Source organism: Francisella sp. AG1, from assembly GCF_057683165.1.
Map to the genome: position 1 here is coordinate 1,113,546 of NZ_CM173135.1, position 13,399 is coordinate 1,126,944.

Here is a 13,399-nt window from a genome sequence, read left to right on the forward strand (position 1 = left end):
ATTTGACAATAATGTTATAATATTTAGAAAAAATGTCATCATATAGCCAAGATTTCAGAGATATCGTAATAACTAAATATAAAGAAGGCCTAACAGACAAAGAGCTAAGTAATTTTTTTAATATAGATATCCGTACTACTAGATCTTGGATAAACTTATACGAGACAACTGGTGATTATAAATATAAGCAAAGAAAAGAACAAGATAGGCAAAGTTTTATAGAGGTTGTTGAGACTATTGAACCTAACAAACTTGTATATTTAGATGAAATGGGTATGGATAATAAACAGTCTGTACTAAGAGGATGGTCTCTTGTTGGTAAACCTAGCTATGGTGAAGTTATTGCTTATCAAACTCAGAGAAAAAGTATAGTTGCTGGTTATAACTATTTAGAAAAGAAGATTATAGCACCGCTAGAGTATACTGGATATACAGATACTCAAATTCTTAATCAGTGGTTTGAAGAGCATTTATGTCCTGAGTTAATTCCAAAGACTACTGTTGTTATGGATAATGCTAGTTTTCATAAGTCTCCTAAATTGGCTAAAATAGCAGAGAAGTTTGATATACAGATACTATACCTTCCTGCTTATTCTCCTGATTTAAATCCTATAGAAAAAATTTGGGCCAATTTTAAAAGAATTTTAAGAAAAGTAAATAATTCTTTTGATAATTTATCTGATGCTATTACTCACGTCTTTAGCACAATATTATCAGATTAACTATATCTGGTAAATTACTAATGTTAGACTTAAATCCATCTATAAGTGGCTGTAAACTTAGATGTTTTTTGGTTTTGACCATTACATAAAAAATATTTTAATATTTGTATGTTATTATCTAATAATATTAAGTATTTTAGTATATTCTAGTGAAAATTAGTGCGAAAAAGTTAAAAACTAAGCATTGAGTTTAATAGCTTTGTGGGCTCACTGAGAATAGCTGACAATTAGTTAACTTGACGATGCCATCAAAATCACTAAAGAAAAAAATAGTAGATTTCTTTATGCTAAATAATGATAAAAAATTCTAAAATAGGCACTATTTTTTAAATTAGCTATAAAATCTATTGCAACTAGATAAATATAATAATTTACTTTGTGTATAAAACAATATTTTTATACACAAATGATTTACCTTAGAGAAGACGATATACATGAAAGTAGATTCAGAAGTCGTTATGATGAAAAAGTTTGTTTAGCAAAAATTCATCAAGAGATAGCTGTAATATTAGTTGATAATGATCAAGGCAGGACTATATTCTTTTACTTTAAAAATAAGCAACGAGTTATAGATAATTATATAAATAGTTCTAGTGGAAATATAAAAATTAAATTTATTACTTCAGTTAAACAAACAGCCCAAGACATGCACTTCATAAACTTATATATTAGATATGTTCATAAGAAATCTAAAGGAGGAGTAAGATTAGCTTCGTATTTAAGGCTCCTTCCCCCTCCTGTAAATACCAAGAAATTTGGAAAGTCTGTAACAGCTGGTGTTATTAGACCTATATATAACCCAGAAGGTGTATTTACAATGAAATTAGGTGTAAAAAATAGACTTTCTAGAGAAGGAATAACAATACAATGTATTAACGAAGCTAAGCTAAGTAAAATTATAAAATCAGAAGAGATTTTATTTGGTAGATTGCTTGGACAACGTAAAGTTAGTTCTGAAGCGGTAAGACATGCCAGTTTTGAAAATAAAAACTCTGAAGAAGAGAGTGATGCTTATTTATTTCCTGGAAAACATAGAGCTAGTTTAGATGCTGCAAGACATGCCAGTTTTGAAAATAAAGAACCTGAAGAAGAGAGTGATGCTTATTTATCTCCAGTGACCTGTGAAAATGCTGTATCATACGCAAATTATAGTTTTTCTTATAATAATGAAATTTGTTTATCACGCATCTATAATAAGCCAGCTTTAATATTAATTAATAGTACAGAGGAAAGAAGTACATTTATATACCTAGAAGAAAACCATATAGATTATATACTTAATTTTGTAAATGCTAATGATAGTATAGTTTTAAAAATTATTGGATATATAGATTTAGAATCACGAAATAATCCAAATACTAAGAAATATCGCACTCTTATAAAAAAATATATTGAAACAATTATTAAAGTAACTAAACGATGGAGCGCTACATATATCCAAATTAAAGCAGTGAGAGATAGAGTTACTGGTGAAATTTTAGATAAACCTATACTTAATGTAAAAGGCCAATTGCTGTACAAATATAAAACAGATCAAAATAATATCATATGTATTAATAAAAAAGTACTTAATTTATTAATAAAAGATAAATTAAAACTTCTTATTCGTGATAAATTAGTAACTGTATCAAATAATCTTTATCATCAAACAGAGATATATGATGATCCAAGTAGGCGCAGGGCTTACTCTACTATCGAAATGCCTGTTCGATTTGGATCTTTTAGTGGAAATAATTCTTATTTGGATGAAGAGGATGAGAAATCTCCTCTATTAGGAGATATAAGTAGAAGTAGAAGTCACTCTACTATCGAAATTCCTGTTCGATTTAGATCTTTTAGTGAAAATAATTCTTATTTGGATGAAGAAGATGAAAAATCTCCTTTTTTAGAAGATATAAGCAGAAGTAGGAATAGTTTAAGGTCTCCTAGAGTGGATATTCGAGTGCATAGAGACAGCGAAGAAGATAAAGAGTTATTGTCATCATTAAATAATCGTCGCCGTAAAACCTATGGCTCTTTAGAAATATATGATGAGAATTATTTATCAGATGATGAAGAGTTTTCTTTATCGGATGATGTTAATCTTTCAATAGATGATGATTCGGAAGATAATGAAAGAAATTGCTGTGATCGTTGTATAATACTTTAAAAGGGCACTATTGGGGAGCCTCTTCATTAAACTGTTATAGGTATGCCTGCAACCTTTCCTCAAACTGGATAACAGCTATTCTCAGTGAGCCCACAAAGCTATTAAACTCAATGCTTAGTTTTTAACTTTTTCGCACTAATTTTCACTAGAATATACTAAAATACTTAATATTATTAGATAATAACATACAAATATTAAAATATTTTTTATGTAATGGTCAAAACCAAAAAACATCTAAGTTTACAGCCACTTATAGATGGATTTAAGTCTAACATTAGTAATTTACCAGATAATAGACGAGCTAGTAGTGTAAATTATCAAATTAGTGATGCTGCATTATCTACCCTTGCCTGTATGTTTTACAAATCATCTAGCTTATTAAAATATCAAAGATTAATGCAGAAACGACAATATAAAAATAATCTGCAAACCCAATTTGGAGTTACAGAAATACCTAGTGATAATCAACTGAGGACTATCATATCAAATATTAAGTATGATAAGTTTCAACCAATATTCAATAACTACTTAAACCGTTTACAACGAGGTAAGCACTTATCTAATTTTAGGTTTGAAGATAAGTATCTTGTAGCATTAGATGCTACACAATACCATTCATCTGAAACTATAAAATGTGAAGAATGTTTACAAAAGAGAAAACGTAATGGTAAAGTAGAATATAGCCATCAGGCATTACAAGCAATAATATGCCATCCAAATCAAAAGCAAATATTCCCATTAATGCCTGAACCTATTAAAAACACTGATGGTGATAAGAAGCAAGACTGTGAAATTAATGCAGCTAAACGCTTATTACCAAAACTTAGATCACAACATCCAAGAATGAACTTTATATGGCTAGCAGATAGTATCTATGCTACTAAACCCTTTATAGAATCAGTAATACAAAATGGAGAAGATTATATATTTAGAATAAAACAGGGTAATCATAAACATCTATATGAGTGCTTAGATAGCTCTGAATATCAAAGTCATAAGAGTACTATGGGCAATACATCTATCGCATACAGATGGTATTATGACATACCTCTAAACAAAGACTCAAGCACGAAAGTTACTGTAGTTAAAGCTTTTACGATTAGCAAAGACAAAGATGGTAAGCAAAAATCAACGATAGCTGGTGTGTGGGCAACTAACTTGGAGGTTGATAAGAGCAATATAGCACAGATATAGTTAATCTGATAATATAGTTAACCCGATATAGATTTCATCACAGCAATAAATCAGCTAAAATATTTTCATTTGAATATTTCCATTGAATGAAAGCATACAGCCAAGATTTAAGAGATAGAGTTTTATCAGCTTATGTAGCAGGAGAAACTAATAAAAGTAAGTTATCCAGAATATATAAAATGTATAGAGGAACAATAAATTCTTGGGTTAAGCGATATGAGGAAACAGGAGATTATAGCTCAAGACAGGGTGTTGGGTGTGGTATGAAACCAACCTATACAGATAAAGAAGCTGTGTTAAATTTCATCAAAAATCATCCTGATACTGATGGGATTGGTATCCGTGATGCATTAATGCCAGATATGCCAATGAGTACGGTCTATGATACTCTTAAAAGAATGAAGATTACATATAAAAAAAGAGCCTAAATATAAGCAACGCTCAGAAGCAAAACGTGATGAATATATAGAAATTCTTGCTAGTATAGATATTAACAAGATTCATTATGTTGATGAAACTGGTAGTGATAATAAAACTGTTACTACACAAGGGTGGTCACTTAGAGGAGAAAAAAGCTATTCTGAACAATTAGCATTTTATACAGAAAGAACTAATATGCTTGCTGCTTATAGATATCACGACAAGGAATTAATAGCTCCTTTTGAATATAATGGCTCTACAGATTCTCATTTATTTTCTGGTTGGCTTGAACAGTGTTTGTGTCCAAATCTTAAGCCTGGTGATTATATTGTGCTAAAGACGTGAGTAATAGCATCAGATAAATTATCAAAAGAATTATTTACTTTTCTTAAAATTCTTTTAAAATTGGCCCAAATTTTTTCTATAGGATTTAAATCAGGAGAATAAGCAGGAAGGTATAGTATCTGTATATCAAACTTCTCTGCTATTTTAGCCAATTTAGGAGACTTATGAAAACTAGCATTATCCATAACAACAGTAGTCTTTGGAATTAACTCAGGACATAAATGCTCTTCAAACCACTGATTAAAAATTTGAGTATCTGTATATCCAGTATACTCTAGCGGTGCTATAATCTTCTTTTCTAAATAGTTATAACCAGCAACTATACTTTTTCTCTGAGTTTGATAAGCAATAACTTCACCATAGCTAGGTTTACCAACAAGAGACCATCCTCTTAGTACAGACTGTTTATTATCCATACCCATTTCATCTAAATATACAAGTTTGTTAGGTTCAATAGTCTCAACAACCTCTATAAAACTTTGCCTATCTTGTTCTTTTCTTTGCTTATATTTAGGTGTCTTTTTTTAAAACTAAAACCAAGTCTGGTAAGACAATCATAAAATGTGCTTCTAGGTATTTCAGGAGCTAATGCTTCTCTAATATCTAAAGCCATTGCATCTGGATATGTTCTTAAGTAGCTTTCTATCGCTTCCTTATCTGTAAAGGTTGCTACTCTACCGCAACCCAAGCCTTGCTTAGATTTATAATCACCAGTTGTCTCGTATAAGTTTATCCAAGATCTAGTAGTACGGATATCTATATTAAAAAAATTACTTAGCTCTTTGTCTGTTAGGCCTTCTTTATATTTAGTTATTACGATATCTCTGAAATCTTGGCTATATGATGACATTTTTTCTAAATATTATAACATTATTGTCAAATAACTATCGGATTAACTATATAAGCACCTTATATTTATGATCTTTAATAAAATAGTGATAGTGTTATAATATTATTTTTTATTATTCATTAAAACTAAGGAAAGATATGTCACAAATAGTTGTATGTGCAATGTACAAATTTGTAACGCTTGAAAATTTTGAAGCTATGCGTCAAACAATATTAGATGTGATGGTTGAAAACAATGTTAAGGGTACTCTTCTCTTAGCTAATGAAGGAATCAATGGTACTATTGCTGGAACTCGTACTGGAGTAAATAAGCTATTGGAACATCTAAAATCTGATCCACGCCTAACTGATATTGACCATAAAGAATCTTTTCATCAAGAAATGCCATTTTATCGCTCAAAAGTGAAACTTAAAAAAGAAATTGTAACCTTAGGCGTTAATGAGATAGATCCTAATAAGGTTTGTGGTAAGTACGTAGAGCCTAAAGATTGGAATGAATTAATCTCTGACCCAGATACATTACTTATAGATACTCGTAATGAATATGAAATAGAAATTGGTACATTTAAAAATGCGGTGAATCCCCACACAGAAAATTTCCGTGAATTTCCTGAATATGTTGATAAAAATCTAAGTACGAAGAAACATAAAAAAGTTGCAATGTTTTGTACTGGTGGCATTAGATGTGAAAAATCTACTGCTTTGATGAAAACTAAAGGGTTTGATGAAGTCTATCACCTACAAGGAGGAATTCTTAAATATTTAGAAGAAGTTCCAAAAGAAGAATCTATGTGGGAAGGAGAATGTTTTGTATTTGACTCAAGGGTTGCAGTAAATCATGATCTTCAAAAAGGCAACTATGATCAGTGCTTTGCATGTCGTATGCCTATTACAGAAAATGATAAAAAACGCCCTGAATATGTCAAAGGAATAAGTTGTCATTACTGTTATGATAAAGCTACTGAAAAACAAAAATCTCGTTTTACTGAAAGAGAAAAGCAATCTCAACTTGCATCAGAAAGAGGCTTCTCTCATGTTGGTGATGAAGCCAAAAAATTAGCTATGCTAAATAAAAACAGAAAGAAAGAAGTTAAAGAAAAAGCACGTAAGAATTCTAAAAAATAGCTTATCTAATATCCAATAGAATATTTATATTTTACCTAACCATTTAAATATATTCCATTATCTTTTATTAAGATTTTTCTCTCTTTATAAAGAGTTCCTATAGCTCGTTTAAAAGCCGATTTACTCATTCCAAACTCTTTTTTTATATCATTAGGATTTGACTTATCATTAAATGGTGCTGACCCTTCATGAGCTATTAAATAATTCTCCACTAGCTGTGCATTCTTATCTAAATCCTTATGAACCAACTGTAAAGATAAATCTACACGTCCATCATCACGGATATTTTTTATATAACCTTTAATAGCTTGCCCAAAGCTTAATCTAGTATAGACTTCAGATTTATATATAACTCCCCAATGAGTATTGTTTATAATTGCTTTATAGCCTATATCTGTTGAGTTAGCAATTATTAGTTTAACCTCCTGGTTTGGAGTAAAGGCATCTGTAGCATTATCTTTGATAAATTTATTTATTTTTGATGAGGCTGTAATACGGCCATTAATTTTATCCAAATATAAATATACTATATACGACTTCCCTTCCTCAAATGGTCGATGCTGCTCAGCTAATGGTACAAATAAGTCCTTATCTAAACCCCAATCTAGAAAAGCCCCTATTGGTGTAAGATTTTTAACTTGAAGATATGCCGCCTCCCCTATTGAAGGTAGATTTTTTGTGCTAGCTATAAGCTCTGATTTAGAATTATGGTATAAATAAACTTCAATATAATCACCTATCTCAGGACTAATATCTAAATTTACCAAAGGTAATATAGTTTCACCTAGCTCTTGGGCATCTAAAACTAAATAAGCATCTTTTTTGTCTATAATTTTTAAATTATGATATTTGCCAATAGAAATCAAAATTGTAACCTTTTAATATATATAACAATGATAATACCACAGCTAGTTTATTTTTGTTTTTCTAGCCTAACTATTTCCTCTATTTTTTTAAAACCTATTGATTTATAAATATCTTTAGCAAAATGATTTTGATCAGCTTCTATAACTAACTTAGTAATAGCTTGCTGTTGTAACAAGCTAGCACAAACCTTATACATTAGAGTTCGACATATTCCTAGCTTTCTATAATCTCTGTGCGTCACTACACTATTAAACCTTACAATGCCATCTTTTATAATCACACCCAAATCAGCAACCAACATATTATAGTTAATCTGATAATATTGTGCTAAAGACGTGAGTAATAGCATCAGATTAACTATACAAGTTTGTTAGGTTCAATAGTCTCAACAACCTCTATAAAACTTTGCCTATCTTGTTCTTTTCTTTGCTTATATTTAGGTGTCTTTTTTTAAAACTAAAACCAAGTCTGGTAAGACAATCATAAAATGTGCTTCTAGGTATTTCAGGAGCTAATGCTTCTCTAATATCTAAAGCCATTGCATCTGGATATGTTCTTAAGTAGCTTTCTATCGCTTCCTTATCTGTAAAGGTTGCTACTCTACCGCAACCCAAGCCTTGCTTAGATTTATAATCACCAGTTGTCTCGTATAAGTTTATCCAAGATCTAGTAGTACGGATATCTATATTAAAAAAATTACTTAGCTCTTTGTCTGTTAGGCCTTCTTTATATTTAGTTATTACGATATCTCTGAAATCTTGGCTATATGATGACATTTTTTCTAAATATTATAACATTATTGTCAAATAACTATCGGATTAACTATATGTACAACTATGTTTCTAGCCATAAATAGCGATGCAAAACAGTTAAGTTTACCAAAAAATGTTATAAGTTTTTCTAGTCTCCAAGGGCAAGATCTTCTAAAAAGCTCTCCTAGTAAATATTCTCAAGAATATTGGCAATTAGCAAAATACTTTACTACCGAATATGGCATAACTTTTTGTGGGCCTGCTGCTGATGTTATGGTACTTAATGCACTTGGGATCGAGCCTGCTATAGCACCAGATCATGGTAAATTTACAATATTTGATCAAACTAATATAGTTAATCCGATAGTTATTTGACAATAATGTTATAATATTTAGAAAAAATGTCATCATATAGCCAAGATTTCAGAGATATCGTAATAACTAAATATAAAGAAGGCCTAACAGACAAAGAGCTAAGTAATTTTTTTAATATAGATATCCGTACTACTAGATCTTGGATAAACTTATACGAGACAACTGGTGATTATAAATCTAAGCAAGGCTTGGGTTGCGGTAGAGTAGCAACCTTTACAGATAAGGAAGCGATAGAAAGCTACTTAAGAACATATCCAGATGCAATGGCTTTAGATATTAGAGAAGCATTAGCTCCTGAAATACCTAGAAGCACATTTTATGATTGTCTTACCAGACTTGGTTTTAGTTTTAAAAAAAGACACCTAAATATAAGCAAAGAAAAGAACAAGATAGGCAAAGTTTTATAGAGGTTGTTGAGACTATTGAACCTAACAAACTTGTATATTTAGATGAAATGGGTATGGATAATAAACAGTCTGTACTAAGAGGATGGTCTCTTGTTGGTAAACCTAGCTATGGTGAAGTTATTGCTTATCAAACTCAGAGAAAAAGTATAGTTGCTGGTTATAACTATTTAGAAAAGAAGATTATAGCACCGCTAGAGTATACTGGATATACAGATACTATACCTTCCTGCTTATTCTCCTGATTTAAATCCTATAGAAAAAATTTGGGCCAATTTTAAAAGAATTTTAAGAAAAGTAAATAATTCTTTTGATAATTTATCTGATGCTATTACTCACGTCTTTAGCACAATATTATCAGATTAACTATATATTTTATAATTCAAACCTAATAAAAAAAGGAATTACTCCTACTCGAGTATATATGCATGGGCTACCTATCAATGAAACAGCCCAAATCATCAATACTCAACAAACTATAGGATTTAAGGCCAATGCTAGAGTTATTCATGCAAATAAATTTAATAACCAATATCAGTTTAAAAATACCTTATTAGATAGTATGGAAAAAGGAAAATATATAATAATAAATTATTATAATCGAGTTGATATGGGAGCTCAAGGTGGTGGACATTACTCACCATTAGCAGCATATAATTCTGATGCTGATAGATGGCTACTTATGGATGTGGCCCGCTACAAATATGAACCAGCATGGATAAAAACAGCTGATTTATACAAAGCCATACAAAATAAAGACTCTGAATCTAATCAACCTCGAGGGGTTATAATAGTCTCTAAACAAAGACATTAAAAAAATCTAAAAATTATAAGGCTATAATACACATGAGCATATCCAATATTATAAATATAAACGAAGTTCCTTATCTAAATGAAAAATAAGGAAATAAATTTGAAGCTAATATCGCCTAAATATCAACTAAGATTAAATCTAATAAATTAGGTTATAATATTACAAAAGTACCAGCAGGTAAAAGAGCATGGCCTTTACACGCGCATCATGTTAATGATGAACTTTTTTATATTCTAGAAGGGTCTGGAATTATAAAAATAAGTGAAAAAAAATATGTCATCTCTAAAAGAAATTTTGTTTCAATCCCTGCTGGCCCAGATACACCACATTAAATTATAAATAACTCAAACAATGATTTAACATACTTATGCGTTAGTACGATGCTAAAACCAGAAGTTGTAATCTATCCAAACTCTAATAAAATAGGAATAAGATCTGGTCGTGATGCACTTGTTAAAAACCAAACTAATACAGGCTTGAGAATAAATTTCAATATGTCAGAAGGCGTTGATTACTGGCATGGTGAAGAATAAAGCAAAGGTCAAAACCTCAAATAAATAATATATCTATGAAAACATATCTTTTAAAGCCGAGAGGTTTTGTTTTGAATTTTCTTTACGTGCTTCTGGACATTCTTTATCGCCGCCAACCCAATATAAATCATTCTCAGGCAATTCGTCTATAAACCTACTTGGTACAGAGACTGTTTTCTCTCCAAATTTTTTACGGTACTTAGTCATCGTAATTGTTAAATTTTCTCTGGCTCTTGTAATTGCGACATAAGCTAAGCGACGCTCATCCTCTATAGACTCTTCTTCAATACTTTGCTGATGAGGTAAAATACCTTCTTCCATACCCATTATATATACTTTCTTATATTCAAGTCCTTTTGATGCATGCATAGTAATAATCTGCACTTGATTATCATTTTTATCTTCACTATCTCTATCTAAAATATCTATAAGCAACATTTTATTAATCACACTATTTAATGAGCTTAAACCATTATAACTTTCATTTTCAAGTTGATTGACTATCCATTTAATTAGCTCTAGAACATTCATATACCTAAATTCAACCTGTTTCTCAGTAGAGCTTGAATCGATCAACCATTGTCGATAAGATATATTTTCTATAAATTCATTTAAAATTTTTTTTAACTCAAGTGATGAAATACTTGCATTAATCTGCTGTTGTGTAGCTAATATTAGTTCTTTGAATTTAATCAGATTTGATTTTGAAACACTACGTAATTCAATATCTTGAAGCCTATATAATGTTTGAAAAAAACTACAATGATGTATACTAGCATACTCTCCAAGCCTATGAATAGTTGCACTACCAACCTCACGTTTTGGAGTATTCACAATACGTAAAAATGCTCTATCATCATCACAATTAACGATCAACCTTAAGTATGAAATCATATCTTTAATTTCTGCTTTTGAAAAAAATGACGTGCCACCGCTTATCGTGTATGGAATTTTATGCATTTGCATATATCTTTCAAGTAGAAATGCTTGATAATTACTCCTAATTAAAACTGCATAATCAGAATTTTTTGAATTAGTTTTTACTCTATCAAAAAATATATCACTAGCTATAAAAGAAGCTTCATCCTCATCATTAATTAAACTTATAACCTTAACTTGCTCACCATAATCCTTATTAGACCAAAGTTTTTTTTCAAAAATATGGCTATTATTTTCAATAAGTTTATTTGCAATATTTAAGATCCTACCAGTTGATCGATAATTTTGCTCAAGTTTAATAACCTTTAAGCTTGGAAAATCTTCTTGCAAATGTTTTAGATTTTCTGGCCTAGAACCACGCCAGGCATAAATTGACTGATCATCATCGCCAACCACTGTAAACTTATTCTTATTCTTAGTCAGGTATTTAAGCAGCTGATACTGTGATTCATTAGTATCTTGATATTCATCAATCAAAATATATCTAAACTTATCAGACCATAGCTTTTGGATTTTTGAATTATTTTTAAATAGTTGAATTGGTTGAAATATTAAATCATCAAAATCAAATGAATTATATGATTTTAAATACTTTTGATACTCAATGTAAATAAACAAAGCTTGCTCTTCAATCTCATCACTCGCAATCACTTCATTAGGTGTTAAAAGTGCCGACTTCCAAAATGAAATTTTTGACTGAATAATACCAACATTTTGCTTTGGTAATTGAAACTCTTCATATGCTATATCATAAATCAAAGCTAATGAGTCATAGCTATCAAAAAGTGTAAAGTTTCTTTTATAATCAAGATCAATATAATGTTTTTTTAAAATTGATAAACCCAATGAATGGAAAGTTGATATTGCTAGACCTTTAGATAAATCTTTATTTATACGTAACTTAACCCTCTCCTGCATCTCTTTTGCTGCTTTATTTGTAAATGTCACAGCTAAAATGGCCTTAGCTGGATATAGTAGCTCTTCTACAAGATATGATATCTTTTCAATAATCACACTTGTCTTACCACTTCCAGCACCTGCCAAAACCAGCAAAGGTGAACCTATATATTTAACAGCTTCTCGTTGATGAGAGTTAAGATTATTTAGCATTTATAAATAGTTTCACCATTAACTAGTTGATATTGCTGCTCTATAACTTCTTTATGAAACACTACTAACATATACAACTTATTAGCAATAAAAACTTTGTTAACTACATTTGCTAATGGTTTATTATCTTTATTTTTTAAGTCATTAGTAGCTATATCATTATTCGAACACATAACGGTCAATTCCTTTTTTAGCTTAGCCTTGTAATGCATTCTAGCAATCACCTCTTGTCCCATATAACAACCTTTGGTATAACAAACTACATTTTCATAATCATCAAGTTCTAACTCTGCTGGCAAAAATTTTTCAAAATTATTAGCATTTATTATTGCTAATTTAGCAATAATATTTTGCTGTTGCACTTCAGCAAAACTCATATTAGATGTTAAACTATCGCTTTTTAAGATATCATGGTTTAAAAACCCTGATTTTGTAAAAAACAAGGAATAATACTCATTAACACTAAAACTAACCTTTGAAAACATTCCATATTTTTTTAACCATGTTAGAAGATCATCTAAAACCCCTTCTTCTACAGAAAGGAGTAATTTCTCATTAGAAATGAACTTAACAAAACATAAAGAAATAATACGCCCTTTTAAATTAGCAAAAGCAGTAAGTAAAATAGTATTTTCATTTGAAAGTAGGTTTAAGTCAGCTGTAGTTAAACCCTGTAGAAATTTTTTAGTATCTAAACCATTGATTTCTAATATTTTAAAATTAGTATATTGAAAACTCATAAGAAAACCTAATAATTTTAAGTAAGATATTTAACTAGTAGATTTTATAGTATTTCCTTCT

Annotated in this window: 15 protein-coding genes and 2 pseudogenes; 11 read left to right on the forward strand and 6 right to left on the reverse strand. The window is 30.0% G+C overall.

Annotated features, from left to right (window positions below):
* The first annotated feature begins 32 nt into the window (after positions 1-32).
* From ACR0PV_RS05815 to ACR0PV_RS05835, 5 genes are all read left to right on the forward strand, one after another.
* Complete coding sequence (locus ACR0PV_RS05815; RefSeq protein WP_488172210.1) at positions 33-722, forward strand: IS630 family transposase; 690 nt, start codon at positions 33-35, stop codon at positions 720-722.
* A gap of 406 nt (positions 723-1,128) precedes the next feature.
* A complete protein-coding gene (locus tag ACR0PV_RS05820; protein ID WP_488172211.1) occupies positions 1,129-2,871 on the forward strand; it encodes a hypothetical protein in 1,743 nt (580 codons plus the stop codon).
* Positions 2,872-3,084: 213 nt separating this feature from the next.
* Positions 3,085-4,065, forward strand: a complete 981-nt coding sequence (locus tag ACR0PV_RS05825) for a hypothetical protein (RefSeq protein ID WP_488172212.1) — start codon at positions 3,085-3,087, stop codon at positions 4,063-4,065.
* Between the two features lie 86 nt (positions 4,066-4,151).
* The gene (locus ACR0PV_RS05830) at positions 4,152-4,493 is read left to right on the forward strand and encodes an IS630 transposase-related protein (protein ID WP_488172213.1); all 342 of its coding nucleotides are present in this window, start codon (positions 4,152-4,154) and stop codon (positions 4,491-4,493) included.
* 70 nt (positions 4,494-4,563) lie between these two features.
* Complete coding sequence (locus ACR0PV_RS05835; RefSeq protein WP_488173967.1) at positions 4,564-4,830, forward strand: transposase; 267 nt, start codon at positions 4,564-4,566, stop codon at positions 4,828-4,830.
* On the opposite strand, the gene ACR0PV_RS05840 is transcribed toward ACR0PV_RS05835, so the two are convergent.
* A protein-coding gene (locus ACR0PV_RS05840) for an IS630 family transposase (protein WP_488172214.1) occupies positions 4,809-5,680 on the reverse strand; the annotation gives its coding sequence in 2 pieces (ribosomal slippage) (positions 4,809-5,356 and positions 5,356-5,680; 873 coding nt in all). The genes ACR0PV_RS05835 and ACR0PV_RS05840 overlap by 22 nt on opposite strands.
* A 137-nt stretch (positions 5,681-5,817) precedes the next feature.
* Here ACR0PV_RS05840 and trhO point away from each other — a divergent pair.
* Positions 5,818-6,804, forward strand: coding sequence for an oxygen-dependent tRNA uridine(34) hydroxylase TrhO (gene trhO, locus ACR0PV_RS05845; protein ID WP_488172215.1), 987 nt, complete (start codon positions 5,818-5,820; stop codon positions 6,802-6,804).
* 35 nt (positions 6,805-6,839) lie between these two features.
* On the opposite strand, the gene ACR0PV_RS05850 is transcribed toward trhO, so the two are convergent.
* The 3 genes and pseudogenes from ACR0PV_RS05850 to ACR0PV_RS05860 all read right to left on the reverse strand — a co-directional run.
* On the reverse strand, positions 6,840-7,670 hold the full coding sequence (locus tag ACR0PV_RS05850) for a CvfB family protein (RefSeq protein ID WP_488172216.1): 831 nt from the start codon (positions 7,668-7,670) through the stop codon (positions 6,840-6,842).
* Between the two features lie 47 nt (positions 7,671-7,717).
* Positions 7,718-8,020, reverse strand: a complete 303-nt coding sequence (locus ACR0PV_RS05855; RefSeq protein ID WP_488172217.1) for a GNAT family N-acetyltransferase — start codon at positions 8,018-8,020, stop codon at positions 7,718-7,720.
* Between the two features lie 14 nt (positions 8,021-8,034).
* Positions 8,035-8,447: pseudogene (locus tag ACR0PV_RS05860) on the reverse strand (helix-turn-helix domain-containing protein); the annotation flags it as partial.
* Between the two features lie 60 nt (positions 8,448-8,507).
* Here ACR0PV_RS05860 and ACR0PV_RS05865 point away from each other — a divergent pair.
* The 5 genes and pseudogenes from ACR0PV_RS05865 to ACR0PV_RS05885 all read left to right on the forward strand — a co-directional run bounded on the left by ACR0PV_RS05865 (position 8,508) and on the right by ACR0PV_RS05885 (position 10,549).
* The gene (locus tag ACR0PV_RS05865) at positions 8,508-8,798 is read left to right on the forward strand and encodes a phytochelatin synthase family protein (protein ID WP_488172218.1); all 291 of its coding nucleotides are present in this window, start codon (positions 8,508-8,510) and stop codon (positions 8,796-8,798) included.
* Between the two features lie 26 nt (positions 8,799-8,824).
* Positions 8,825-9,568: pseudogene (locus tag ACR0PV_RS05870) on the forward strand (transposase).
* Entirely contained in the window at positions 9,528-10,016 is a 489-nt protein-coding gene (locus tag ACR0PV_RS05875) for a phytochelatin synthase family protein (RefSeq protein ID WP_488172219.1), read from the forward strand. Before ACR0PV_RS05870 ends, ACR0PV_RS05875 begins: the two are co-directional and overlap by 41 nt.
* A 158-nt stretch (positions 10,017-10,174) precedes the next feature.
* On the forward strand, positions 10,175-10,348 hold the full coding sequence (locus ACR0PV_RS05880) for a cupin domain-containing protein (RefSeq protein WP_488173968.1): 174 nt from the start codon (positions 10,175-10,177) through the stop codon (positions 10,346-10,348).
* Between the two features lie 48 nt (positions 10,349-10,396).
* Positions 10,397-10,549: a hypothetical protein gene (locus ACR0PV_RS05885; protein ID WP_488172220.1), complete on the forward strand. Its 153-nt coding sequence runs from the start codon at positions 10,397-10,399 to the stop codon at positions 10,547-10,549.
* Between the two features lie 33 nt (positions 10,550-10,582).
* Here the strand turns inward: ACR0PV_RS05885 and ACR0PV_RS05890 are convergent, their stop codons facing one another.
* Positions 10,583-12,598: a UvrD-helicase domain-containing protein gene (locus tag ACR0PV_RS05890; RefSeq protein ID WP_488172221.1), complete on the reverse strand. Its 2,016-nt coding sequence runs from the start codon at positions 12,596-12,598 to the stop codon at positions 10,583-10,585.
* Complete coding sequence (ygfZ, locus tag ACR0PV_RS05895) at positions 12,592-13,338, reverse strand: CAF17-like 4Fe-4S cluster assembly/insertion protein YgfZ (protein WP_488172222.1); 747 nt, start codon at positions 13,336-13,338, stop codon at positions 12,592-12,594. The genes ACR0PV_RS05890 and ygfZ overlap by 7 nt, the downstream gene beginning before the upstream one ends.
* Positions 13,339-13,399 lie beyond the last annotated feature (61 nt).

Bases quoted from the DNA above. Each gene is read 5' to 3' on its own strand.
- ACR0PV_RS05865 (WP_488172218.1), top strand. From the start codon at position 8,508: ATGTTTCTAGCCATAAATAGCGATGCAAAACAGTTAAGTTTACCAAAA.
- ACR0PV_RS05815 (WP_488172210.1), top strand. From the start codon at position 33: ATGTCATCATATAGCCAAGATTTCAGAGATATCGTAATAACTAAATAT.
- ACR0PV_RS05885 (WP_488172220.1), top strand. From the start codon at position 10,397: ATGCTAAAACCAGAAGTTGTAATCTATCCAAACTCTAATAAAATAGGA.
- ACR0PV_RS05855 (WP_488172217.1), bottom strand. From the start codon at position 8,020: ATGCTATTACTCACGTCTTTAGCACAATATTATCAGATTAACTATAAT.
- ygfZ (WP_488172222.1), bottom strand. From the start codon at position 13,338: ATGAGTTTTCAATATACTAATTTTAAAATATTAGAAATCAATGGTTTA.
- ACR0PV_RS05825 (WP_488172212.1), top strand. From the start codon at position 3,085: ATGGTCAAAACCAAAAAACATCTAAGTTTACAGCCACTTATAGATGGA.
- ACR0PV_RS05890 (WP_488172221.1), bottom strand. From the start codon at position 12,598: ATGCTAAATAATCTTAACTCTCATCAACGAGAAGCTGTTAAATATATA.
- ACR0PV_RS05820 (WP_488172211.1), top strand. From the start codon at position 1,129: ATGATTTACCTTAGAGAAGACGATATACATGAAAGTAGATTCAGAAGT.
- trhO (WP_488172215.1), top strand. From the start codon at position 5,818: ATGTCACAAATAGTTGTATGTGCAATGTACAAATTTGTAACGCTTGAA.
- ACR0PV_RS05875 (WP_488172219.1), top strand. From the start codon at position 9,528: ATGCTATTACTCACGTCTTTAGCACAATATTATCAGATTAACTATATA.
- ACR0PV_RS05830 (WP_488172213.1), top strand. From the start codon at position 4,152: ATGAAAGCATACAGCCAAGATTTAAGAGATAGAGTTTTATCAGCTTAT.